The 26267-nt window shown below is 38.9% G+C and carries 18 protein-coding genes and 1 CRISPR repeat array (1 of these 19 cut by a window edge); of the genes, 13 read left to right on the top strand and 5 right to left on the bottom strand.

Going from position 1 to position 26267, the window contains the following annotated elements; translation table 11 throughout:
* Window positions 1–49: 49 nt before the first annotated feature.
* From QOL44_RS01985 to QOL44_RS01970, 4 genes are all read right to left on the bottom strand, one after another.
* Window positions 50–1186, bottom strand: coding sequence for a polysaccharide biosynthesis/export family protein (locus QOL44_RS01985; RefSeq protein WP_009060260.1), 1137 nt, complete (start codon window positions 1184–1186; stop codon window positions 50–52).
* 12 nt (window positions 1187–1198) lie between these two features.
* Window positions 1199–2245 (bottom strand): hypothetical protein, encoded by a 1047-nt coding sequence (locus QOL44_RS01980; protein WP_009060261.1) that lies wholly within the window; start codon window positions 2243–2245, stop codon window positions 1199–1201.
* Between the two features lie 133 nt (window positions 2246–2378).
* Window positions 2379–3734 (bottom strand): sugar transferase, encoded by a 1356-nt coding sequence (locus QOL44_RS01975; RefSeq protein WP_228343245.1) that lies wholly within the window; start codon window positions 3732–3734, stop codon window positions 2379–2381.
* 1459 nt (window positions 3735–5193) lie between these two features.
* Window positions 5194–5418 (bottom strand): hypothetical protein, encoded by a 225-nt coding sequence (locus QOL44_RS01970; protein ID WP_283401194.1) that lies wholly within the window; start codon window positions 5416–5418, stop codon window positions 5194–5196.
* 2276 nt (window positions 5419–7694) lie between these two features.
* Between QOL44_RS01970 and cmr1 (QOL44_RS01965) the strand changes: the two genes are divergently transcribed.
* Window positions 7695–8966 carry a type III-B CRISPR module RAMP protein Cmr1 gene (gene cmr1 / locus QOL44_RS01965; RefSeq protein ID WP_009060268.1) on the top strand — a complete coding sequence of 424 codons (1272 nt, stop codon included), beginning with the start codon at window positions 7695–7697 and terminating at the stop codon, window positions 8964–8966.
* A gap of 9 nt (window positions 8967–8975) precedes the next feature.
* A complete protein-coding gene (locus QOL44_RS01960; protein ID WP_009060269.1) occupies window positions 8976–10862 on the top strand; it encodes a CRISPR-associated ring nuclease in 1887 nt (628 codons plus the stop codon).
* A gap of 278 nt (window positions 10863–11140) precedes the next feature.
* Here QOL44_RS01960 and QOL44_RS01955 read toward each other — a convergent pair whose 3' ends face one another.
* On the bottom strand, window positions 11141–11338 hold the full coding sequence (locus QOL44_RS01955) for a hypothetical protein (protein ID WP_045086743.1): 198 nt from the start codon (window positions 11336–11338) through the stop codon (window positions 11141–11143).
* Window positions 11339–12724: 1386 nt separating this feature from the next.
* Here QOL44_RS01955 and cas10 point away from each other — a divergent pair.
* The 11 genes from cas10 to cas2 all read left to right on the top strand — a co-directional run bounded on the left by cas10 (window position 12725) and on the right by cas2 (window position 25481).
* On the top strand, window positions 12725–15721 hold the full coding sequence (gene cas10 / locus QOL44_RS01950; protein ID WP_009060274.1) for a type III-B CRISPR-associated protein Cas10/Cmr2: 2997 nt from the start codon (window positions 12725–12727) through the stop codon (window positions 15719–15721).
* Window positions 15718–17016 carry a type III-B CRISPR module-associated protein Cmr3 gene (gene cmr3 / locus QOL44_RS01945; protein ID WP_009060276.1) on the top strand — a complete coding sequence of 433 codons (1299 nt, stop codon included), beginning with the start codon at window positions 15718–15720 and terminating at the stop codon, window positions 17014–17016. The genes cas10 and cmr3 overlap by 4 nt, the downstream gene beginning before the upstream one ends.
* 97 nt (window positions 17017–17113) lie before the next feature.
* The gene (gene cmr4, locus QOL44_RS01940; RefSeq protein WP_009060278.1) at window positions 17114–18064 is read left to right on the top strand and encodes a type III-B CRISPR module RAMP protein Cmr4; all 951 of its coding nucleotides are present in this window, start codon (window positions 17114–17116) and stop codon (window positions 18062–18064) included.
* Window positions 18057–18422, top strand: a complete 366-nt coding sequence (gene cmr5, locus QOL44_RS01935; protein ID WP_009060280.1) for a type III-B CRISPR module-associated protein Cmr5 — start codon at window positions 18057–18059, stop codon at window positions 18420–18422. The genes cmr4 and cmr5 overlap by 8 nt, the downstream gene beginning before the upstream one ends.
* Window positions 18423–18431: 9 nt before the next feature.
* Entirely contained in the window at window positions 18432–19847 is a 1416-nt protein-coding gene (cmr6, locus tag QOL44_RS01930; protein ID WP_009060282.1) for a type III-B CRISPR module RAMP protein Cmr6, read from the top strand.
* 39 nt (window positions 19848–19886) lie between these two features.
* Window positions 19887–20366, top strand: coding sequence for a type III-B CRISPR module RAMP protein Cmr1 (gene cmr1 / locus QOL44_RS01925; protein WP_009060283.1), 480 nt, complete (start codon window positions 19887–19889; stop codon window positions 20364–20366).
* A 303-nt stretch (window positions 20367–20669) separates the two neighbouring features.
* The gene (gene csx2 / locus QOL44_RS01920; protein ID WP_009060285.1) at window positions 20670–21902 is read left to right on the top strand and encodes a TIGR02221 family CRISPR-associated protein; all 1233 of its coding nucleotides are present in this window, start codon (window positions 20670–20672) and stop codon (window positions 21900–21902) included.
* Window positions 21895–22848: a CRISPR-associated ring nuclease Crn3/Csx3 gene (gene crn3, locus QOL44_RS01915; RefSeq protein ID WP_009060287.1), complete on the top strand. Its 954-nt coding sequence runs from the start codon at window positions 21895–21897 to the stop codon at window positions 22846–22848. Before csx2 ends, crn3 begins: the two co-directional genes overlap by 8 nt.
* A 1-nt stretch (window position 22849) precedes the next feature.
* The gene (csm6, locus tag QOL44_RS01910) at window positions 22850–23962 is read left to right on the top strand and encodes a CRISPR-associated ring nuclease Csm6 (RefSeq protein ID WP_009060288.1); all 1113 of its coding nucleotides are present in this window, start codon (window positions 22850–22852) and stop codon (window positions 23960–23962) included.
* Between the two features lie 128 nt (window positions 23963–24090).
* A complete protein-coding gene (cas1, locus tag QOL44_RS01905; RefSeq protein WP_009060290.1) occupies window positions 24091–25098 on the top strand; it encodes a CRISPR-associated endonuclease Cas1 in 1008 nt (335 codons plus the stop codon).
* Window positions 25099–25103: 5 nt separating this feature from the next.
* Window positions 25104–25481 carry a CRISPR-associated endonuclease Cas2 gene (cas2, locus tag QOL44_RS01900; protein WP_009060292.1) on the top strand — a complete coding sequence of 126 codons (378 nt, stop codon included), beginning with the start codon at window positions 25104–25106 and terminating at the stop codon, window positions 25479–25481.
* Between the two features lie 299 nt (window positions 25482–25780).
* Window positions 25781–26267: direct repeats of the CRISPR family, unit length 37 nt; unit sequence GTCGGAATAATGGATGAAGCCGAAAGGCAATTGAGAC (it continues 1744 nt past the right edge of the window).

The following is a 26267-nucleotide window of genomic DNA, read 5'->3' as shown; positions in this document are numbered from 1 at the left end:
TAAACGTGAAGGTTTTTGATAAAGAATTGTTTACATTCTTCCTTTATCTTCAATAAGGTAGCGGTAAGAACAATCTTGCAAATATTGTGTCTCTAATTCCAACAAGAACAGCCATCGGACCATTTGTCCCCACAACCACTACATCTCCTTTTTGTAATGGAAAGTCATTATAATCTCTTTTTTTTCTACTTAAGTCAATCAGAGTCACTTTTTTTTGACCATTTGGCATTTTTCTGTAAATCTTTACTTTAGACATATCCGCTTTGTCATTAGGCCCTCCCGCTTCAATAATCGCTTGATAGGCAGTTAAAATGGTTCCTTTTATAGGAACACCCTTAGGATTTTTTACCTCACCGCCTACATAAATAGAACCAGCTGGTGGCACTTGGATAACATCTCCTGGATAAAGAAGAACATTAGTTCTATCCGTTTTCCCATCGATCAGTTCATTAAGGTCTATTTCAACAATAAAAGGTTTCACTGGGTTAACTACAGGAACTGCTTTTTTGACAGGCAAAGTAGTTTCTTTGTTTTCAGTTGTCTCGTTTTCCTTACTATTGGAATCTTCCTCTTTGGTTTTCGAAAGATTTAAATGACCAACAACTTTCTTGGGCGAGCGGATTAGATAAATCGTAGTGGAAGCATCCTCCCTGAGTCCTCCAGCAAGTCCTAAAGCATCAACAAGTCTCAATTGGTTAGTCATATCATAAACCCCAGGTTTAAAAACCGCTCCCATGACTGATACTTTATGACTCTTCATCTCAGCCACCGAAACTGAAACCTGAGGATTCTTTAGATACTTTTCTCCAAGCTTTGTCTTCAGAAGATCATGAAGCTCTTCAGCCGTTAAACCTTCCACTTGAAGCTGCCCTAAAAGCGGCAAAAGAATCTTTCCAGAAGGAGTTATTCTAGTTTTTACATCAGAAAGCTCAGGTAAATCCGAAACCCGAATTTCAATGAGATCTCCATCTCCAAGAGGCACCCCACTGTTATCAGTGGTTTGACTGGCCTGCATGAGAATAATTTCATTAATCTTGCTATTCTGATCCTCAGTTGCAGGTGGGACGTTAAGAGGCAGGTCTTTATTTTTATCTTTCGCTAAACTAACTAGAGCTAATTGACTATACAAAAGAAAAAAGGAACTCAGAAGAAGAGTTCCTTTTTTCCAAAAAAGGTGGCTAGTCATTTTCTTTTTAGCCTACGGAAGGGTCGGCGTCACAACAGGAACAGGAGGTCCTGGATGTGAAGTAAAGGCTCCACTAACTCCTGCAGCCGTAAATCCGACAACGCCAGCAGCAAGAGTACCCAGAATGATTGCGGCAGCCCTTCTTCTTTTCCTTTTATTATTTTCGTCGTTGTTGTCATCCGGGGGATCATCATAAACAAACAATCCATCTTTCACGTACCCCATATATTTCCCATGCTTATCAAACAGAGGCTTATACCCAGTAGGAAGCTTGGGCACCTTGCTTAAAGAAACTTGACTTATAGGATGAGAAAGTGGAGGAACTATACCAGGAGAAGAAATAAATCCTCCTTTTTTGGGCATATACCCTACACAATGTCCATCTGCTCCATAAAGAGGTACTGAACCTGACGGAAGATTAGAACTGCCTTCGGCAATAACTTCATCTGAAGAAGTTGGAATGAGTTCCAGAGAATTAGCTCCTAGCACTACAGGATTGTAGCTTGTAGCCAGAAGTTCTTTTTTGTTCGTTAGGTCTTCCACTTTAAATTCCCCTTTTTTCATTGAAACCGAAGTGAGATCAGAAGCAACTAAAACTGACCCTTCTTTAAAAGTTGCATCCGTGGCTACCATTCTAGACGAAGGTCCTTCAAAAGTTACCAGATCCCCTTGATTCAGATGAAACTTTACTTCCCCACCATCGACTTTTACAAGATATCCATTCGTTGTTTTGCTTATAGATATCGATCCATATGGACCAAGCTGGATCCAATTTTTTCCAGAAAAATTGACTCGAATCACCCCTCCTTCAGTCGTAATTTTTGCCCCATTAGCCAAAGGAAATTTTCCACCAGAAAGAGGTATATCCAAATAATTCTGTGTAATTGTACCTGTTCCTTGAACTATCCCAATAGATTTTGAAGCTGTTGTTTGCGCCCAAACCCTTGTACCAGACAATGGTCCAATAGTTGGGGACGTGAGTGGGAGCCCGGCAATCACTCCCCCAACAATCAGCTTATACACTGGACTTTTTAATATTTTATGTGGGCTTTTTTTCATGTTTTCCTCCTGAAAGTCCTTAATATAGTGATAGTTAGTTTTTAGATGATTTGAAAAAAATAACAAGGAAAAAATAATTTTTTTTGAAAATTTTTGCAAATATTAAGAAAAAATTAAGAAAATGTTCTCCTGTTCATTTTCCTTCTCCTCGAAAAACGACAGGAATCGTTCTCAATATGATTTTTATGTCAAGCCATGGAGTCCATTCTTCGATATATTTACAATCCAGCTCAACGGCTCTTTCAAACCTAGGATCGTTGCGTGCTTCTACAGCCCAAAGACTAGTCAATCCTGGTTTTACTTCCAACCTTTTATAATAACTTAAAGAATATTTTCCATAATTTTCGACTTCATCGGGTGTAGGAGGTCTTGGGCCTACAAGACTCATCTGACCAAGTAAGACATTAAAAAGCTGAGGAAGTTCATCTAAACTATACTTTCTTAAAAATCTGCCAAAAGGTGTAACTCTTGGATCATTGGTAATTTTAAACATAGGCCCCACTCTTTCATTAAGATGAGCAAGTGCTTCCTTTTTTTTGTCTGCATCCACTGTCATCGTTCTGAATTTAATACAAGAAAATCTTCTTCCTTTTCTGCCCACTCTGGTTGAACAATAGAAGATGGGTCCTCCATCTTGAAGTTTGATGATAGCCGCAATCAGTAGGAAAACCGGACTTAAAAAAAGAAGGCCAACAAAAGAAGCTAGAATGTCGATAATCCTTTTTTCAATGAGATAAAATAAAGAAATTGATTGATCACATAGTGGAACTAGAGGAAGCCCATCAAAAAAGTCCATTTTTTCCCAGTGAGGATGGAGTGTTTCGGAAAGGGAAGGCAAGAGAAGTCTGACTCTTTTCTTTCTCTTAATCCCTTCAAGAACAATTGATTCAATCATTGTTAGTGGAAGAGACTCACTAATAATGATCTCATCAATCCAGTGTAATTCTAAAATTTGAGGAAGCTTTTCAATGATGTCTTCTTTTTCTTCTAAAACTCCCCAAACAGAGATACCTAAAAATGGGTTGGCTTGAAAAAAGCGTTCAAGCTTTTTAGAATTTTCTCCTTTACCGATAATCACCACCTTTATCCAGGAGTTTCCTTCTTTAAGATCTCCAGAATAAATTTTCCGAAGAATAAATCGCCATCCAGGAAGAGCAAGGATACTAAAGAGCCAAAGCCCCAAAAGGAGTTTTCTAGAAATAAGAATTTGGCCTGCAAAGAGAATGACGATTAAAAAAGCTGCTGATTGAGTTAACGCCCAGAAGATCTTTTTTGTCTCCTCTGAAATGCTCAAAACCTTTGAAGGATCATAAATTCCTTTTTGATGAAGTAGAAGGAAGGAAGTAAGGATAAATAAACAAAAAATCGCTGTATGCCGATGGGATAATAAGGGAAGAACATTTTTAGGCCAGTAGATAGTACTATTCCTGATCCAATAAACAACCGTTGCTCCTATAAGAAGGAAAAGAAAATCAAAAAAAATAGCCACCTTTCCCTTCCAAGGCCAGAGGGAATAGTGCTTTTTGATTTGATGGGTGGGGTTAACCATTCAAAAAAAAAATAAAAAACGAATCAGTGATTAGAAAGGATTGGGACCAATCAATGCAACCAATTTCTTTGCATTAATAAAGAAACACTTATGATCAATTCTTGAGGAAGTTTTGCTGTGGAAAATGGTTTAGAAGAAATTTGTGAATAAAAGCGTTAAATGAAAGCTACCGCATACTCCCTGTATTGTATTTCTTAAAATCAACAGGGCATACAGACTTTATTACCCTCTTTTTGTCCCTTTTTTTTAGACTAAACATTTAAGGTATTTTTTGAAAAGTAAAGAAAATTTTAAGGAAGCGAAGAAATATGCTTTTACATAAATAATATTAATATATATATTTCTGAACATTTGCTGTTTTAATTAATAAATAAGTCCATTTAAAAGGAATGTTTGAAACTTGTCTTATTATTTGTACTAATCGTTTTTTAAAAGAAAAACTTCTTATCAACTAAGGCTCATAGGATTTTTTGTTTATTCTCTGTTTTGGGGGACAAGCATATGTTGATGTATTGATAGGAGACTATAATGGGGAAGATTGTCTAGCGTTAAAAAGTTATGTAAAGTTAGTGCTCTTAGTAGGGCCTCCTGTCAAATATGCGCACGGGTAGTTATAGAACCGAAGGTGGATCAATCAATGTTAGGATTTAGCATGGTTTTATCTAGGTCAATGCCGCAAGACGATAGCTCAATAGATTGGATTGGATATTGGTAAAAAAAAGTGTCCAAACTTGTCTGATTTTTAAAAAGGCCCGTCTAGGATTTATGTAGATTTTTTTATAGTCGAAAACAATCTATTCACGAGTTTCTGCATTTAATAAAGAAAAGAAAAATAAACTAATCTTTAAAAGAAAAAACTGGTCCTATTCTCATATGCCCTTCGTTTCTAGGATAAAATTCTTCAGGCCAAAGAGAGACAAATTTGGCATTGATAAGGAGTTTCTTTTCATTACCATTTTGAAAACTGCTGGCTTTACCATAAACTGTTAGTAGCCAGCCTGAAGTATAAATTCTGGATCAAGAAAATCCTTAGTCTCTCCAATAAATCTGTTCCTAAAAAACATACTCGGGATTTGCGTTCGCCTGAGCCAAGTTCGCTTTTTTTGCCTTAGTTTTGTGGCGGATGACCCAAGATTGTTAAGACCGTTTCGTTCTCCGGGGTAGCGGAATAGAAGTAGCGTGTCATCTTAATAATCAAAGAGGACACCTACCCGGTGTCTCGAGTCGTCTGGCTCCGGAGCAGTCCCCTTATTGAGATTCCTATCGGGCGTTAGCTCGCTGTTACGGGTAAACCTCTCCAAAAGAATCGCATTAACTTGGTACTTCAGCGTCCACCAAAGAATCTCCGGATCTCCGATTCTTTTTTTGAGGGGGTCTGCGCCCACCCCCTCCGCATAGTTCATATGCTCAAAATGCCGGCATACAAACTTGTCTCCAGTGCGATGCTTCGGATAAACCTACCCACGCCGTGGACGCCGTCGATAAAGCTAAGAGCAATAGGCTGGATTGACTTTCTCTTGATGAGAATCTTATGCAGGCGCCAAAATCGTGTCTCTCTTGAAGCACACAGCAGCCCATTGGTAGGGTTGCGCCTGGAATGTTCTTTGCGTGGAGCGTTTCCCATATATATAGCTCCTTAGAAACAAGTACTGAAGTGCTTCGTAATGGCAGAAAAGAGCTTAGGCTTGTATTTATTTGCCGCTTGATTTCCTCTTGCCCCTTGCGTACACGAAGCCGTCCGCTTTTTTCTTCCCCCAGGTTGTGCTTGCGGATACGTCTTGGTTTACTCCCCAACCCTCTCCTCTACTTCTTTCCGTGGTCTTCAGTGAAAACTTCAGAATGTCCAGCCTCTATCCCAAGCGCTTCCCTGTATAATTATTTCAGAATTTTTAGTTACATTGCGTAGGGAATGACCACCTTCTTATCCTTTAAAACAAGGCCAATCAGGCAATGGATTTTTAAGTTAGCTGGCAAACCAATGACAATCCTTTAACCACCTTCAAAACTCATGAGCATGACATACCGCCTTCCTCTTCTCATCAAAAGTCTGGTACCTCCATTCCTCGCATCCAATCGATTGACGCAGCCTCATTCTTGGCGGCTTTCCAGTTGCACTTCCGCCAGTCCTTTCACAAACTGAAAAGCATGGCAGCTTGCCTCTCTTTTGTCATGTGAAATTTAGAAGCGGGCAGATCACTTTTTCCAAACACAGAAGCAAACAGCTGCGTCGAGTGGAATAGTTAGCAAGCCAATTGCTTAGCTTTTTCCGTCCATCTCCGACTCCACTGGATCTTGGGGTTGATCATCGCAGAGTAGGCTAACGCCCACCTTTCGATCGTTTCCTAGCCGTCTTTAGGGCACCCTTCTACATTCTTGCTGACATTCGCTTGGGCTGGAGTAGCCTTCCCCCACGAGCATGTTGCGCTCCCCACGTTTACAAGAGGATTTCCGCAAAGCGGTCTAAGCCAAAGAATGAGACAAGAAAACGCTCTTTCTCGGCTACACAGCGAATGCAAGAGATCCTCGAGAAGTTCGCGCTTCTTCCTGTTCAGAGGTAGGTTTTCCACTCGGGAATCGTTCGCTGCCTCCTCTAATCCGGCAATACCTGCTTTCATCACGACCTCTGGTCTTTTCTTTTATATTTGCGCCAACCGTAAAGAGTGCTTGGGAAAGCAGAGAAGGATCGAAAGGAGCTTCTTAGAAATCTCTTCCTCCAGAAAGAAGGATTCGGCGTTCATGACGGGAGATTTTCATCCCACGAGACTAGCAAAACTTCTCGAACCATTCGAAAACGAACCGAACCAGCCAGTTTTTATGGGTGACCACATTTTCGGAGATCTTTTATGGGTCACCCAGCTCCATCAAACGGAAGAAATTCTTTCTCTTGTAGTTTAGTCCGCTGCTTTCAATCTCCCAGCCTTTCATCCACCGTTTTACCTTCTTGAGCCAGGCAAAACCTTGCCAGAGCTTTCCATTGATTCTCCTTCTGCCCAGCACTAGATGCTCTTGTGCAGCGCTCTCGTCATATATTAGCTGATCCTTCCACAGATAGTTCTCGTGGGAGTAGTATCGCCAGGTGGTTTAGAGCCCATTAGGCGAGTAGCCTCCTTCTCGCCGCCTATCGCTACTACCTGTTTATACTCCGACCTATCAGCGCGCCAAGCTTCTTCGGCGAATATAGGTTTGCCATACCTATTCATGATTAGGCGGGCCTCGCAATAGCAATAACTATTCTTCACTCTTTTTTTGAAAACATGGACTAAAAGTCCTCTTGAAATGGTATGCTTTGGTGCTGCTGAATATATAATGGGTAGTTATGAACATATGGAAGAGGATTGAATGGATCTCCGATCATAATCACAAGGAAGCAAAGACAGTACAAAAAACTTTTTTAGCAAAGCCAAAATGTTTCGTAAAAAGTACAACTGTCCAGAATGAGCAAGGTGCAACGCATCAGTAAGCAGCTTATATGCCTAGATTCACTTCAGCCTAAGCTAGAATATTAGAGCCTATGGTTTAAGGACATATTTTGGCCTACTGTTATACACTGATATTCAGAGCTATACAAACTGGATTTACTCATTTATTAGCTAGAAAAAAGAGTTTGATAAATTCCACAAAAAGGACGTCTGAGTACATCTTAACTCTTTTTTAAATGCTATTTCCCTATAAGTTGCTTGTTATGAAAATACTATTTCCTTTACTTTCCATTCTTTCTTTCCTTCTTAATGTCCAGCCTCTTTTACTTAGAAGAGCTAATAGTAGTGTTGGAAACAGCTTTACAAGCAAAATGAAACCACCTTTAGGTAGCTTGTATGATAGAAAGGATTCTGTAAAAAGCATTATTGAGTACTTGTGAAAAAAGCTTTATTCTTAGATCCATATAATAAAAAGGTCATTATGAAAGAACTTACCTTTTCCTTCCGCTTTTTAACCCCTGCTTTTATTGGAGGAGCTAATCCCCAAGAGGATGCTTCAGGCAGAAAAGCTCCCACCCAGGACTTAAACGTCCATGCAGAACTTCGTCCTCCTTCCCTGCGCGGATCCTTGCGGTTTTGGTTCCGCTTGCTAAAAGGCTTCTCTTGCTCACACATGGACGTCAGAAAGCAGGAAGAATACATTTTTGGCTCTGCTTCTCAAAATGGTGCAGGGGCTAGCCGCTTCATTCTTCGAATCCTTCCTCATGAAAAGAGTGCCGTGGATATGCACGGATGGACATTGAATAAGCCGCTTCAACAAGAAGATCTTGAAAGCTTGAGTAATGAATATCCTTATGCCCTTTTTCCTCTACGCAATTCTTCTAGAGCTTGGTTTCCTCCTCTAGAGACTGCTTGGAAAGCACAGGTTTTAATCCATGAAGACACAAAAATTCCACAGTTAGTGGAAGGAATAGAAGCACTTTTTACGGTCTGGGGACATTTTGGAAGCCTAGGGTTCCGGAGCCGACGAGGATTTGGTGCAGTGAGCTTAGAGACTCATGGAGGGGATTGTCTGCTTTCCCTCTCAAAAGCGCTCGATTATTTTCAACGAGGAAAAGATTTTAAAAATTGGATAAGGGTCCTCTCGAAAGATAATCATCCCAAGGAATATGATAACGTCTCTATAGCCCATCACGACCTTTTGGAGTGGCTTAAATCCTGGAGGGCTCATGGTCAAACTTGCCGGTATTGGGATAAAAAAACAAACCAATGGAAGAAGGTGCCTTTTGAAAAAATTCAAAAGGAAATGGAAAAACCTGGATTTCCTTACGCTCGTAGAGATCATGACGAAGGACTTAAGGTATTAAGGAAAAGTCCCAGTTCAGGCAGCCAAACATTCCCTATTGAAGGATCCGAAGGGGAAACTTTTCGTCCGGCCTTAGGCCTTCCAATCATCCAAAATTTTACAAGTTTTTACCCATCCGAAAAAGTTGAATGGTTCCCTGATAGGGATCATCAGCATGCACAAAAAGGAGCAGGCCGTTTCGCCTCTCCTGTACTTCTAAGACCCTATCGAGTATTGCCTACTGATTCCAAGTTTTATGGAGTAGTTATCTTTCTTGAACCATACAAGTGGGACGAAAGCCAACCTGTTTACCTAAACGGAGAGGAGCGAAAAGTTTCCCTAAAGCTTTATGAACAAATGAAATCGGACGGATCACGACTAGCAGTCTTTCCTTGGGGCTCTCTTTGAGGATAATTCATGGATTCTTCTCCTCAAAAAAATGTGCTTTTATGTACGCTTGGCAGTACCCTTAGCAAAACCTGGCTCATTGCTGTAGAGGCGCTTTACTTCGTTAATCACTACCACCAAAAGCTTGATGAAGTTCACTTACTTACTACCTGTAATCCAGAAGCTGAAGAATGCTTTCAAAATATTGAGCAGTGCCTAAAAATCCATTTTCCTGGCCTCATCTATACATTTACCCAAGTCGATGAATGCGCAGATATTTGCAGTCAGGAGGATTATTTTCTTTTTCAAGAGGTCCTCTATCGGTGGTTTCTTAAGCATATACAAAGAGCCACTGTCTATGTGTGTATAGCCAGTGGGCGAAAGACGATGAGCGCGGCTCTCCTTAAAGGGGCTTCTTTATTTGGAGCTAAATATGTCTTTGATGTTTTAGCAGAGGAACCTTTCCCCTCCTCTATGGAAGAAGTCAAAGAAGCCTTAAAGACTAACAAAATTAAGTTTGTTTCCCTGGGCAATGAAAAGGGATGGACACAACTAAAAAAGCTGTCATTCGAAGAATTTCCACTGAACGAGATTGAGAGAAAACCTCGATTATATCTCGCTACAGTGGCTGACCGAAAATTACAGGAAAAAATTAACGAAGTTCAAGACTATTCTCTCCGGATCCATTACAATTGGGGCCGGCTTTCAGAGCTACCTTTTCCAGTTTTAGCCCGTTGGACTCCCAAAGAACTCGATTGGTTGAATGAGCCCTTGGATCCTAAAAGAGACAAAGAATGGATCGAAAAGCTTCCAAAGGTAGAACTGCACTGTCATTTGGGCGGCTTTGCCACACATGGAGAGTTGCTAGCGCAGGTTCGCTCAAGCGCAGAAGCTCCCTCCTCACTGCCTCATCTTTTAGAGCCACCTTTACCTGAGGGCTGGCCTCGGCCAGCTAAGCCTATTGGCCTTGAAACATACATGGAATTAGGTAGGGCTACAGGAACCGATCTTCTTAAGGACCCTGGGTGTCTTAAAGAACAATGCAGACTTTTATACCAAGCTCTTCAAAAAGACCGTGTTGTGTATGCAGAAATTCGAACTTCTCCTAACAATTACACTAATATCTCCAAAGGAAGATCTGCTTGGACTGTTCTTTGCGAAATTCGCGATCATTTCCAGCAATGCATGAATGAGAATCAAGGTGCTGACACTTACTGTCATGTTAATCTCATCATCATTGTCACTCGCAAGGATAAAGGAGATCTTTCGGATATTAGTCGTCATTTATCCCTTGCCGTTACAGCTGCGCAACATTTTCCACCAAAAGAAAGTTATTGTGGCGTGGTCGGAGTGGACCTAGCTGGCCTTGAAAGCCCCAAAACTCGTGCTTCTTACTTTGCAGAAGATTTTGTCCCTGTTCACCGCTGCGGACTTGCTGTTACAGCCCACGCTGGTGAAATCGATGACGTTGAGGGAATATGGCAAGCAATTTTTCGACTCCATGCCAGAAGGATCGGGCATGCACTTCATCTTTTGAAATCTCAAGATCTGCTGAACACTGTTATTGACCGACATATTGGAATCGAAATGTGTCCATTAGCCAATTATCAAATCCATGGATTTAAGCCCATGGAAAACAACAAGAACACATATCCATTAAAAGAATACCTAAATCGGGGCGTCTATGTTACGGTCAACACTGATAACATTGGTATTAGTAAGGGCAGCTTAACGGATAATCTCTTATTTTTGGCTGAGCTTTGTCCTGGGATCCGTCGGCTCGATATCCTCAAACTCTTAAACCACGCTTGTCAGATAGCTTTTCTCCCCCATCAGCTTCGAACAGAGCTGATTCACAAAATACAAAAAAACCTACTCACTCCAACCAACCTTGCTCTCTTTAATGAGCCTTCTTAAAACTTTTTTTTTTCATATTGCATTAAATTCGCCTTAAATCCTTGAGGAAAGGTGAGAGGTGGAGTAACAAACCTCATTTGCTGTGTTAGTAAGTATTCTCAACGCAATAATACCTTATCTTAGGGCTGCTTCTTGTGGATTATTGCATTCTTTCAATCCACACAAGTTTGCATTCCATGAACTACTCCATCCAAGCCTGACGGCTCTGGGAATAGAGTTTTGCGCATCACGGAGAAAAGTTTTATTGTAGTCTCATCGGCTCGCAGACTTCCAGCCTTTTAGCAGATTCTCCATCCTACCAGAGCTTCCCGCTCCACGCTTTGATTGCTTCCCGTCCATTCCTTTCCGTATACAACGACCTTCTGACTCAAAAAGGCCAAGCCGTGGTTCTTCATCCATTTCGTCAAGACCCAATCAAGAAGCTCAAAACGGCGAGTTTTCCTCCCGATAGCAGAAGGCCCAGCTGACTCACTCATTCCACAGCTCACCCAGGGTCTTTTTCACAATACCGCCGCACCAGTGGTCTCTCAGACTTGGTATCAACGTCCTTGCCTGCTCTTCCAGCTATCCGATACAAACCTCTTCCGCTTTGTCTCCGACCATTGCCCCAAATGCTCCGAACGACACGTTCAACCTCTCTCGCTTCTCCCCGGCTCTTTTGTCGAACCCGTTCTCCGGCTTTTTCCTCTGATCTGCTTCCTGACCTATGAAATGACGACTCTCTTAGCCACCAAATGGAGCAAGCTCGGACGTTTTCGAAGACGTTCCCAAGGTAGAGGGATGCCTCCAGTCGATCTGATTGAGCCTTTCTCTCTGTCAATGACGAACCAGTCGTTTGTCTTTGTCCCAAGATCCCTCTGGGGCTGAATCGACTCCTGGGAAAATATGAGCTTCTCCTACTTTTTTTGCAAGCCTCCAGCCTAGGCATCCATGTTTTCAGTAACGTAAAGCTATTAACTTCTCTAGCAAAGAGTCGTGACCCATTCTATGGATCTCAAGTTAGATAAATAAACTAGTGATCATTGAGATTCTAAAGGTAAAGTTCTGTATTCTCAATTTAATGATCAGCTTTTTTACTCTTCTGGAAGCTGAGATATCATGCTGTACAATCAGTCTTCTTGCAATTTTCTTTAGATTATCCCTCCCGCTCCTTCTCAATCATATTCCTACGCTCTATCTCCACTACTCATAGACAATTAAGTTATAGCCGCCGCATCCCTTTTGGTTATACTTCTAAGCTACTTTATCAGCTCTTAGTTTCATTTGCTGCAAAATCTACTGGACTTGGCAAATAAAACAAAAAGTATAACAATACCCTTTCTTAATTAATAAAGAGCCTTCGGGCTATCTTTCGGAAATAGGCTGGTTAACTCTAAACCAAAAGCCAATAATTGATGGGATATAGGAGAGGACTAAAACTTCCACGGGTATAACCTTTCTATTTAACAATAGAACCCTAACAGAAAAGAGCGACATTTACTTTGGAAAAAATTCATATCTAGAGACCCTTAGAACCTCTATTTTTCAAGGCTTCTCAAAATTACCACGTCAAATCCAGATGATTGTCATTGGCTCTATTGATTCCAGACAAAAAGGCTCGATCAAAAACTATATGTAAAGAAGATGGCGAGGACCTTTTTTCCCATAGCCTAAAAGATTAAGTTTCTTTAAGTTTCTTTAATACTCATAGGCAAGCCATCTTTATTTTTAATTTGATATACCAAAAAAAATATTGCTAATTTTTTAATTTAAGTTTAAAAGCTAGCACATTAATATGCAATTGGGTTTGCATTATTTTTCTTGGGACGTCCAAAGACGTCTCTACACTTTTCTCAATCGTTATTTCTTTCTAAACTACCACCATGAACTTTTGGAAATCTAAATTTTTTGCTTTTGTTCATGATCCTCCAACCAAACCTTTTAAGATCCAGGAACATGAAGAAATTTCTAAAGAGATTATCCAGCATGCTGGGTATGAATACGTAGAAGCAAGAGTTTTATTTGATAAGATTACTGATCATATTGCTGCATCGGCAGATCGATTGATCTTTCCTAAACCAAGGGTATTACATGCTGATTTTAAAGGAAATGAAGATTCACCTTACTATCACACTCTTGGTGGAGGAAAACTCATCTTTCAAAACCCTATTAATCCTGAGATAGCTGAAGACGATGTCATTAAAGTTCAGCCGATATATGATCTCAATGGAATAGATGACAAAGACTTTAATGGTTTTGAGAAAAGAATTGGTAAAGAATGGGCAAATTTTTTTCTTCATTGGCGACTATGGAAAAAATTTATCTCAGAGAAACATCCAAGCTTGGCATTTATGCCTGCAGATACCAGAATCCCTGATCACACTATCTGGACTCATTGTTCAATTACCAGTGCTCTACAAGGATGTGTGGAAAAAATCGATGAGGCTGACACCAAAATTAATCCAGCATTTCTACTTTTCCAAATTGGCCCAGTCCAAGAATTCATTGCTCAAGCCAGAAAAACAAAAGACCTATGGAGTGGTAGCTATCTCCTTTCCTATTTAATTGCTCATGCAATAAAGGCACTGACGGATCGTTTAGGTCCTGATGCTGTAATATTTCCAGCACTCTACGGCCAACCACTCTTTGATTGGTTGCACATGGATGAACTTTATAACAAGATCAAAACAAAAGACAATAAATCTCTCTGGGACACTGAATTTGACTATCCTCTTGGACTTATTTTAACTCCTAACTTTCCTAATCGCTTCCTTGCTCTTATCCCTGATGACAAAGCAGAAGTTCTTTCACAATCCATTGAAAAAGAACTACAAAATAAGCTAGAAGAAATTAGCAAATATTGTGTTGAGTATTTAACAAAGGAAAAAGGCATCGAATGGAATGATAACATTCAAAAAAGATGGAATGACCAAATCGAAGATTTTCTTTTCATTTCTTGGCAGGTCTATCCATGGGAAAAAGATGTTAACAAAGCAATTGCTTTGTTTAAGCAACTTCCTGCTAGCGATTCTGCTAAAGATCTAGACGATGTATATCAATGTGCGCTTAATATTCCCAAGGAAGACAGAGATCCTCGTAATTATAAGTATGACAATGAAGGTCATCCTATCATTGAGAATATTGGATTCTGTTGGTCAGCTCATTATGCAATGACTGATTTCCTTCATGAAGGTCGAAGAAACATTCGTGATTTCAAATTTTTTGGAGATCCCAATTCCAACGAATTTCGAAGCCGTTTTGGAGTGCCTAAGGACATGTATTCAGGCAAAGAGGAGTGTATTGGGGATGAAAACTGGCAAAAGAGCTTGCATGATAAGATCAAGCACACGTTTAAGGAAGGTGAAAGGTTAGGAGCCATCAATATTATTAAAAGAATTTGGGATGAAGCTTATTTAAAAAAGACTTACAAAAATGCCAATTTATCTTTCAAGCCTAAAATATTTGAATCTGTCCCAGATGTTGCTGCTAATTCCTGGGTTAAAGAAGTTCTTCTAAAACAATTAGATAAAGATCATGATATTAACAAATATTGTAATGATTTTGTTCAATCACTTCAGAAGGCCTATGAAAACGGTGAAATAGAAGAAATAAAAATAGATGAGAAAAAATTTCAGAGCCCGGAAGAATTCCTTAAAGAATATCCCTCTTTCTGTTTCACCTCTGAACTTAGACGTCTTAAAGAGGAATATAAAGAAGATAGATATAAAGATAAAAATCCAACTTCAAGAAAACGTGAAAATTCAGAAAATGCACTCCGACATCTTAAAACACTTCAAAAAAGATTAAATTCTGAGCCTACTCCTTACATAGCCATTTTAGCTATGGATGGGGATTCTATGGGTAAATGGCTAAGCGGAGAGAAATCTCCTTGTTTTCATACTCAGCTTTCCAAAGAAGCTAAGGAATACTTTAATAATCAACAACTCTTAGAGCTTCAACAAATTCTAAAAACCAAAAGGCCCTTGTTTCCTAGTTATCATATAGAATTAAGCAGCGCCCTAGCCAATTTCTCTCTCTATCTTGCCCCATCCATCGTCCACCAACATTATGGCCAGCTTATTTATTCTGGAGGGGATGATATTCTGGCCATGCTCCCAGCTGAAAAGGCATTACAATGTGCCTATGTTTTAAGAAAAGCTTTTCGCGGTGATCCCACTCTCTCAGAGAGTTTTTATGGAGCACTTAAAGCCCCACCGCACCAGTGGGGTTTCGTTAGTATTGATGGGAAATGGGAAGGATGGAAAGAAATGTGGAAGTGTGAATCAGTCGATAAGTTTCTTCCTCAAGGCTATCCTCTTCTTCTCATGGGCAAGAATGCAGATATTTCTGCAGGAATTGCCATTGGGCATATTCATAGCCCTTTACAAAATTTAGTTGAAGAAGCCAAAAATGCCTTAGAAATTGCCAAATCTTCTGGATATGGCAAGTCAGCTTTTGTTGTTAATCTATTTAAACGTTCGGGAGAGATTGCCCAATGGGGATCTAAATGGAACCATTCTAAAGAAGAAGAAAAAGAAACCTCTTTTCCTCTAGAAATCCTCAATGAGCTCCAAGAACTCTATGAAAATAATCGAATTTCTGGAAAACTCCCCTACAGAATCGCTGAACTTGTTTCTTGCTATTTTCAGTATGGAAATGATGAGCTTAATGAGCAAGTAAAGGAAATTATTAAAAACGACATCCGTTTCGCAGTGGATCAACATTTTTCAGTCAAAGAGGAAAAAACCAATGATTCCAAAGGCAAAGAAATACTTATTAAAGTCTTATCTAACTACTTAGACCATTGTACAAAACTCCACGATTTTCTTGGTCCACTTATCACCTTCGCATTCTTCAAAACGAAAGGAGCCATTGGATGACAACTTTTGATCTTATTCCTTTTGACACCTGCTTTTTCCGTGATAGCAAACCTCTGGCTGCTGGGAGTAGTTATGGTCGAGGAGCTCGGTGGCCTCTACCGTTGACAATCCATTCGGCTATACGTTCTGCTTTGCTTTCCCTCTCGGGTTTAACCCCCACAGAAAAAAAGAATGGCTACGAACGAAGAGGCAAATCTCAAGGCAAAATAGGAACAGAGGCTTACAATTGGCTGCATATCAAAGGTCCTTTCCCAGTGGATCGAAAGGAACACAGGCTTTTTTTCCCTACCCCTTTAGACATCTCTTGGTGCATTCATCAAGAAAACAACAGGTCATTAAAACCCTCAAAGCTATTAAGACCTCTAAAGCAAACAGAAATGTTTAATTTATCTGAATGTAAGTCCAATTTACCCAATCCGCTTCGATACCCTGTTGTTTCTCAAGATCCACCTTCTAAAGTAAGACCGCCATCCTTCGTCTCTTCTGAGTTTTATAAATACTACTTAGAAGACAAATTAAATGAGATAAATTCTAGTGAATGCAGCGGGGACAAAGAGCTTTGGGACTCAGAATATAGAATTGGGATTGGAATTAATCCAGAAACTCAAACTGTCGAAGAAAGTAAACTTTTTGCTGCTGAACATTTAAGACTTAGAGAAGGCATAAGATTGTGTTTTTCTATCAATGATCCGCCCTTCTATAAACTTCAGAATCCAGATGAGAGCCCTATCGAATGTCTCAATCAAGAAACAATTACTGTAGGTGGCGAAGATCGATTCTTTAAAGTAGAAAAGGTCAAAGAACCACTCCTCTTCCCTTCCCTTGATGTCAATGATCTAAAGACAACGCGACTTAAATGGGTTCTTCTTAGTCCAGCGATCTTTAGTCAAGGATGGCTTCCTGGTTGGATCGATCCTCAAAAACAAAAAGAAAATGTGCTTTTGCGCGCTATTGACAAAGAAAAGAGGCGGGTGTTCCGAAAGCAGCGCAGAAGCGATCGTGAATGGAAATATGATCCTTCAAAAGACGAAGCCCCGCCTATTAAGGCAACTCTTGTCGCAGCGCGCATTGGTAAACCAATTATAATTGGAGGTTGGGAAGTTTTAGAGAAAGGACCTAGACCCACCTTATTGGCCGTTCCTCCAGGCTCTGTCTACTATTTTGAGACAGAAAAAGAAGAGGATACAAAATCTCTGTTTCAAGCCCTCCATGAAAGATGCCGATCGGATTATTATGGGGAAAAAGGCTTTGGTTTAGGGCTTTGTGGCACTTGGGATTACTTTGAGTTTACATGAAAAAAAAGAGGAATGTCCACGGACATCCTTATGAAAGACATTTTAAAAATCTTCATGATATTAGTCTTGAAAAAAAATAAAAGCAGGAGATAAAGCAATGGCAACCAGTGAAAGCGCAATAATTTATCTTTTTACTCGTACTTCTCTCCACGTTGGCTCTGGTGGATCAGTCGGAGCCATTGACTTACCCATCATTAGAGAACGGCATACAGCATTTCCTATTATTCCAGGAAGTGCTTTAAAAGGCGTATTTGCTGATGAATGGATTGAGATTAATGAAAACACTTATCAAAGCAATGATGCTGAGATTAAGGAACACATTTATCAAAGAAATACTGAAGGAAAAGATCTTTTTGGAACAGAGGAAAAAGGAGGGATGCTTCAATTTTCGGAAGCAAAACTTCTCCTATTTCCTATTCGATCCCCAAAAGGCTGTTTTGGTTGGATCACTTGTCCGCTGATACTGAAACGTTACTGTCGGGATACCGGACAGACAATTCTAGATTCCATTCAACTTAGTGACAATAAGGCTTTGTTTAAAAAAGAAAGCTGTCTCTGCATTAACGAAGGAGGAAAAGAAAAAGTAATTCTTGAAGAATATATCTTTGAAAAAACCCAAGAGGACTCCGAAGAAATAATCAAAGCGTTTGTAAATCAGCTTCCTGTTGATCTTGTTTCTATTGATCCTATTTGGAAGGAAATAGGAAATCGACTCGTTATTGTGAGTGACAGCATGATGAGCTTTTTTACGCAGTCAGCATGTGAAATAGCACAACATGTAAAAATAAATGACAAGACGGGTACGGCAGAAAGTGGGGCTTTATTTAATCAGGAAAATGTTCCATCTGAAACAGCTTTCTACAGCATAGTTCGGAAAGGACCATCAAGAAATGAGAATTCTTTCAAACCTATTGAAGTTCTTGAAAAAAAAATTAAAGAAAAAAATTATCTTTTCCAGTTTGGAGCTGATGCAGGTACTGGCCTTGGATATTGCACTACCTATTTAACCAAAACAACCCACAAAGAAGGAGAAAGCAATAATGGATAATCTGGAAATTCTTCGGGCTAAACATGCTTTAAAAAAAGCAGAAGGACTTAAGAAAGAATCTGTCAATCGGCTTCCAGGACTTATTGTTTCTAATGGATTGTTAGCCACGCTTGCTTTTGTTTGTGAAGAAAAACCTGAAAGAGAGCCTCTTAAAATTGCTATGGACGCAGTCGCTGAATACCTTAGCAAACGAAATATTCTAAAAGATATCAAAGAGAATAACAATGCAGCTAAAGAAATGCTCCACCAACTAATAACCAAGGGTTCTTCATTAGACCTTCAGCAGGCTACTTATGAAACCCTCAAGTATCTTGCCTATCTGAAGCGGTTTTCGGAGAAAAAATCGTCTTCTTCCTAGGGGATGTCTATGAATGATAATGTAGCTAAGAAAGATAAGTTATTGCTCATTAATGATGTAGAAAGCGTGCTGAATACAATATCTATTGAATCACGCTCCCTTCTTCTTGAAAAATACATCGATCCAAGAATTAAAAAGGATGAACGAAAAGCTCAATTTTCTACAGCAATTAATATAAAAAATCCGAACATAACAAAATACAGGCTTCAATCAATCTGGAATAGTCTTTATAGCAAACTCAAAGATGCAAGCTTACTCTTTGCCCAATTACAATCTCGAATGATGGTTAACATGGCTGGTGGAGTCCTTGAAAACGCTGGGTTATGTCTAGACCGTTTTGGAATTCCGTATATCCCTGGTAGTGCAGCCAAAGGCTGTGCCAGGAGAATGGCTATAGAAAAGCTTTTAGAGGCTTCTGAGCATGAGAAAATACAGCTTTTAAGTCAAATTGCTCTTGTGTTTGGCTGGTCTGAATTGGACTGGAAAAACGAGAATAATTCTGATTTTTATTATGGCTGTTCTAATACCCCCCCCCTTGTTGATGATGTTGTTGATCAAGCGGCAGGGCTTGTATTAGAAGCCATGTCCATTCCTACTAAGACAGATGATAAACTCCGAAACCAACTCATTAAAACTGTTCCCAATTATGCTGGCACTATTCGCTTCTTGCCTGCTTATCCCATTCCAGAAAATTTCTATCCTACAGAAGAAAAAAAGCTAGTGGGAAATGAACTGGAACTTGACGTTATTACATGTCATCATCAAAAATATTATTCTCATGAAACAGGCTGGGAGGATGCATGGGACAAAGAAGATCCTATTCCGGTCTTTTTCCCAGCTGTTAGTCCTTATCTTATCTTTTGTTTCTGTATCCATCCTTCTACGAGGCGGGCTAATGGAAAAGTAAAAGATTTTGCTCTAGAATGGCTCAAAAATGGATTGGAATCCTTTGGTATTGGAGCAAAAACAGCTGCGGGTTACGGGTGGTTTAAGGATTGCACAAATAAGGTTGAAGAAAAGCTAGAGAAGATAAGAAAAGAAGAGGAAATAAGACAAAAGGAACAAGAGGAAAAAAGAAAAAAGGAAGAAGAAGAAGAAAGAAGAAAAATAGAAAAGGAGAAAAAACAGCAGAAATTTGAAGAAGCAACAAAAGGGATGAGTCCAGAAGAAAAAGAAGCTTTTAAGCTTCATTCTGAAAAAAATGATCAACAATTTAAAGACAAACTAATCAACGATTTCCTTAAAAGTGATGCAAATCAGCAGCTAGTTTTCTACCTATGCATAAAAAAGCATAAACCCGGAGTCTGGGAAGAAATTAACAAGGCTGCTCAACAAAGTCCAAAAAAAGAAGTTAGAAAAAAGTGGGCGAACATCTCTCAAAAACTTAAAGAGATTGCTAAGAATAGAAAGGAACGCCTGCCATGATTTCTAAAACCTATCTGATCGAATTCATTACTGACTGCTATGCGAAAGAAAGCAGAACTTTCTAGAAAAGCTGAAGTAAGAGTGCCATTTATTCGTGGGCAGCTTCGCTGGTGGCTAAGGTTGCTTGGAGGGTTTAATTGTCTAAGTGAAGACGCTTGCAAACTAGAAAGCAATATCTTTGGTTCAGCAGTAAGCAGTTCTTTAGCTTCAAAACCAATCATAAAAGCCCTCTCAGTGCATAGAAGCAAAAGAAAGTCCAAGGAGAATCTTGGAGCAGGCAAGCCCAAAAATAGGCAAGCCATCGAACAAGACTCCAAGTTTAAATTACAGGTAAGATGGAAAGGTGCACCTTCTCCTTTTAGTTCCCTAAATGATGCGCTAAGTAACATGCACACTTTAATTAATATCTGGATTCATTTAAGAGCTCTTGGAGCTAAATCCAGCAAGGAGTTTGGTGCTATGACTTTTACCACAGTATCCTCTTCTTTAGCTATAGAAGAGGGCTCTCAATTTTTTTAAGAAAAAAGACAATATTCATATAATGCAAAAACAAAACACAAACTTTTCTGAGGCTAAACCAAATCCAATTCTATCAACTTTATGGAATTGGTGGAAGAAACAAAGTCAAAGTATCACACCCAACAGGGATACATTAGTTCGACACCCATCACCAATTCTTCTGCGTTCCCACCTTTCTTTGTACTTAGAACAATACGCATTGGTTATTTTCATAAGATCCTATCCAAATAAAACAAAACCCCCTTTATGATGATTTTTAGGAAAAACTAAAAAAGATCCACACTTATCAACCTTTATTACAACATGAATCTTCTTCAGCTGTCTTTCCTTGGTACAGGAAATTATAGAAGTACTAAGTATTCCTTTTCTCAAAGGAGACATCATGAAACAAAATTTTTCCCGCTAGCATTAGCTTTAGAAAAGCATCCTAAGACCATATTTATGGCTCTTACGAAGAAAATAGAAAATGGGGATAATTGGAAAGAGCTTAAAGAAGAATTTAAAGCTAAGAACTTCAAATACGAAATCATTTGTATTCCAGAGGGAAAAGAAGAACAAGAGCTTTGGGATATTTTTGAATCGATTGCTAAAATGATTCCCAAACAATCTGAGCTTATCATAGACATAACCCATGGTTATAGATCTTTACCTTTAATAGCCCTTAGTACCATAGTCTATCTTAGACAAGTCAAAGAAGTGAATATTAAAGGAATATTTTATGGAGCTTATGAAGCAAATAAAAATGATATAACTCCTGTGTTTGATCTTTCTATATTTCTTGATCTAATTGAATGGCTTGGAGCAAGTAAAAGATTCATTGACCTTGGAGATTCTTCTGAATTCGCCAAATTGTTAAATAAGATCCAAAACGAGCTGTATCAAGAAAAAGATAAAGAGGAAAAAAAACCAACGCATCTCAAAAATCTTGGATCGTCATTGAAAGATCTCTCTTTAGCTTTAAATCTCAGTCGAGTTTTAGAAATACCAAAAATATGTAAAAGAGTTGAAGATATACTGAAGAATCAAGAATTACGAGAAGAGATTAATAAATGGGCTAAACCACTTGACTTAGTAATTGACGAGGTCAAAGAAACATATAAAGCAACAGCTTTCGATGGCCTTCATGGTCAAATTGAGCTTGCTAAGAAATATCTTCAACACGGTTATGTTATGCAATGTGCAACCCTTCTTAGAGAATGGATCATAAGTTATGTATGCGAAGTGATCCAAGATGACTCGAATGATCCTGAAAAAAGAAAAGAGGTTGAAAATATACTTAATAACTTGGGACACAAAATCCGTAATAATCGCCCAGAAGATTCTCTTCAATCAAGAGAAGACAAAGAAAATATCAAAAACAAGCTTTCTTCCCTTGATCCAAAACTTATAGAAGCTTGGAGTCGAATAATACAAGTAAGAAATGATCTCGCGCACTGCGGCATGGGAAGAAAAAAAGAAATATTGGCAAATGAATTAAAAAATCAGGTAGAAAAAGCCCTTGATTCTATCGAAGAACTCCTCCAGAACCATGAATAATCTTAAATTAAAAATTATAGACACTCCTGATTTTCAAATTCTAAAAATAAGTATTACGGGCAATGGAATACTAGAAGCTTCCATTTTGAAAAACATAGAACTGCCCAAAGTTAACTATGCAAAAGGTGTCATTTTGTATGGTCGTGCCCCTATATGGATTTATGGATTTTTTGTCCATCAATTCCATCCATGCCGCTGGATAGCTATCTTTGATCCACGAATGGGAGGGATCATCATTGAAGCGCATCATATAGAGGCCCCTCAGCTGGGCTATGTGATTCCAATAGAAGTTATCCAGCCTCATGTGGAATCCAATCAGAATCTACTTCAAGATACGGTACAGTCTACAGCCCAATCAAAGACCTCTTCTCCTCCTTCTACTCTCATCATTGCACTTGTTGGCCCCCCTCACAGCGGCAAATCCGTCTTTCTCATGCTCCTTCAAGAATCATTAAAAAGAATCCTGCCTATTTCCTTTTATCAGGAAAAAACATACACCATTAGGGCCTGTCCAGATGGAGAAGGCAACTGGTTTCATGAAGCTTATCCATACAGTAAGACCCTGCGTTTCAAGAATCAATGGAATCAGTCTTTTGTCGATAATATTTGTCAGCATATTAAGGAAATTTCCAAGACAAAAAGACTTCTTTTCGTTGATTGTGGGGGAAAGATTGATCGATTTAACCATCAAATTTTAGGCCTCTGTAATTCAGCGCTTATTGTTTCCAGAGATGATCTTCTGGCTGCAGAGTGGAGAGGAGCTACTCAGATACTAGGCCTGAATTTACTTGCGCAAATTCAAAGCGTTCAAGAAAACATATCCACAGTTATTTCTTCTTCCCCTATCCTTACCGTCAAACTAGGGAAACTGGAAAGAGGAATCAATCCTGAGGAGGTTGTTTTACCCGAAGAACTAATAAAGAAAATCCAGTCTTTGATTAGCTGAAATGAATCAAAACAAAGAGATCATTCTGCTCGCTGTCATTGGGATATCCCCAGCCGTTATTACGGAAACGTTGTGGGCACTGGCAGAAGAAAATCCACCTATTTATCCAAAATATATTGACATTGTTACTACAGCTATTGGAAAGAAAGTGATCGAGAAAGAGCTTTTAGAGCCAAGAGGAAAATGTCTTTGGGAAGAATTTAGAAATTGGTTAATTAAAGAAAAAAATATCCCGAAGGATTCTCACATTCTAAGGGAAATTAAGGTAATTGTTTCACCTTTCTTGGATCAAGGCAAATGCTTAGAATTAGAGGATATCCGGAACATTAAAGACAATGAGGAAACAGCAGATTATATTCTAGAGGAAGTTCGGAAAATTACAGAAAATCCTGACACTCAGCTTATTGCCTCCGTAGCAGGAGGTAGAAAAACAATGGGCATCCTCCTTTATAGTGCTGTTTCTATGCTAGGCAGAAAAGGAGATAGGATAACTCATGTATTAGTAAACGAACCTTATGATGATCCAAGATTACAACCTAAATTTTATTTTCCACAACAAAAAGAACAGATCCTAAAAACAATTACAGGAAATATAGTCTATGCCAAAGACGCAAAAATTGAGTTAGCAGATATTCCTTTTGTAAAATTCAGAGAGCTTTTCCCTAAAGAATTTGGAAGACTTCCGGGGCGGTTTACAGATCTTGTCTGGCAGTATTCAAAAGAAATAAAAGAGCTTTATCCTCAAGTAGGCTTTGATTCGCAAACTGGGGAAATGATCGTTAATGAGAAGAAAATTAAGTTGAAAGGGAAAGAGCTTTTATTCTTTGCTTTTCTTTGGGATCGTTTGGAAAAAAATCTTCCGCCATTGGGTTGTCATAAAGAAGTTGATAAACCTTTCAAAGTGTTTGCAGTAGAATGGAAGAAAAAAAACCAGCAATTAAGTCATTTATTTCCGGAACACTCTAACTTTGATGAAGATGATTCCAAAAAATGTTTAAGTAACCTACGGAAGAAATTAAACGACCGTGGGTTAAATAAATTTGTTGATCTCATATTTCCACTTAGAAGTGGAGTTGGCCTTTCCAATTCCATCAAAATGAAAGACAATTCTTAAAATCAATAGATTACTCCCCTTACCTACAGTTTTTTCCTTCTTTCTCATATAGCTCTGACGTCTAGGTACGTCTTTTTACTTTTAGAATAAAAAGTCATAATTTTATATTTCCCAAAAAATGAATTGTTATGCCTTCAGCCTATATCCTGCAAACCTATGCTAAAGTTTCACTTTGTTCCGAAAGACTTCAAGTCGTTAGTTATAACAAAGAAAATGGCACTGAAGAACTTATCAGAGAAATTCCTCTAAGAGAACTAGAACGGCTTGTTTTAGACCAAACCGTCTCAATAACTACTCCTGCCCTTTGCGAACTATTATTAAGAAACATTCCTATTTCTTTTATAGGCTTTAATGGACAAATCTTAGGAGGATTCTTTCCCCCTCCCAATTCCCACGGACTATGGAGGCTAAAACAATACCAGAATTGTCTAGATCCTAAATCTGTCCTTGCTTATTCAAAGCAGTTAGTTAAGGCCAAAATCTATAATCAAAGACGCTCTCTTCAAAGACTCAGTTCAAATAGAAAAATTAATAATGAAAACGATATCGAGTGGCTTAACCATCTTCTTTTTAAAGTAGCTTCAGCAGCAACCGTAGACGAAATTAGAGGCTATGAAGGAGCCTCTACAGCACGTTACTTCCAATGTTGGGCGACATTTCTACCACAAGAATTTCCTTTCGAACGTCGATCAAATCGTCCTCCTCTCAATCCTGTTAATGCCTGCATTTCATTCGGGGCAACACTTCTTTATAATGAAATGACTGCTCTTATTCATCTTCATGGTCTTGATCCAGCTTTAGGATTTTTGCATGCTCCAGAAAATGAAAGATGGTCTCTTGCCTTAGATCTCATTGAGCCATTTAGACCGGTAATTGTAGAAGCATTAGCACTAGATCTTTTCAGCCATAAGATCCTCAATAAAGAACATTTCGAAAAGAAAAATGGAGGCTGTTATTTAAACGAATTGGGAAGAAAAAAATTTCTTGCGCAATATGAAACAAGACTTGAAAGACAGTTTCAATCTGAATTTTCTGGCTCCAGAACGACTCTAAGAGCACAACTAGAAGGATGTGTTTGCTCTTTTAAAGCTGCTTTGGAAGATCCAAGCAAGTTTGAACCATTTTTAATGAATTAACTACAATGGAAAAAACTACAGAAAAAATGAACGAAGATCCATCATATTGGTGGTATGAAGCTTTTGCACCTGCACCTAGAGAAAAAAAACCTCCTGGAGATAATAAGATGCTTACTGTTATAGCTTACGATGTGTGTGATGACCGAAGGCTACATAAAATAGCCAAAATCTGTGAAGATTTTGGAATAAGAGTCCAGTTTAGCGTTTTCGAATGTTATCTTGAAGAATCAGAACTAGAAGAATTGTGGCAAAAGCTGCTTGCGGAAATTGATCCTAAAGAAGACAGGATTGTCGCCTATAAAATAGATGCTAGACTAGCAAAGGAGATTAGAACTGCTGGAACAATGGTGTGTTCTGAAAAAGTAATCTGCTTTTTGGTATAAACTCTATTGCAAATTGGAAGAAATTTTTATATTTACCTAGCTTGTATCTTCTACTTGCATAAAGAATGACGGTAGTTTTTTTGTGTTTAAAAATGCAAAAATGGTTTTTTAGGTATTAACACCAAACCACTAAAAAATAGCCATGCCAATACCTAAAGTTATATTATTGAATATAAATGACTTATTAAACTTTCTGTGTTTTTGGGCTAATATAAAGCATAAACTGTACCAACATAAAATTGGAATCAATGCCTATGAGGTTTTTTATTTTTTGATAATCAAGATGTTAGAAGACCGCAGTCGGAATAATGGATGAAGCCGAAAGGCAATTGAGACTTCTTTTTCGGCTTTCAGTTGATGAAGCCTTCCTTTAAGTCGGAATAATGGATGAAGCCGAAAGGCAATTGAGACCCCGTAAATCACCCCACCTTTTGTTAGCATATGAGCTCTGTCGGAATAATGGATGAAGCCGAAAGGCAATTGAGACAATTTATCCCACTCATACTTCAGAGTAACTTCTTCTTGTCGGAATAATGGATGAAGCCGAAAGGCAATTGAGACTGCCCATGATCTCATATGATATGTTATTGAAATAATACTTGTCGGAATAATGGATGAAGCCGAAAGGCAATTGAGACCTTCTAATCTTGATTGCTGACCGTTTTCCCCGCTTAAGGTCGGAATAATGGATGAAGCCGAAAGGCAATTGAGACAAGTTCAAAGTAAATCCCATCCAATTTTCGATAGATAGTCGGAATAATGGATGAAGCCGAAAGGCAATTGAGA

It is taken from the genome of Candidatus Methylacidiphilum fumarolicum, from assembly GCF_949774925.1.
GTDB lineage: Bacteria > Verrucomicrobiota > Verrucomicrobiia > Methylacidiphilales > Methylacidiphilaceae > Methylacidiphilum > Methylacidiphilum fumarolicum.
This window is presented reverse-complemented; position numbering and strand designations above follow the sequence as displayed.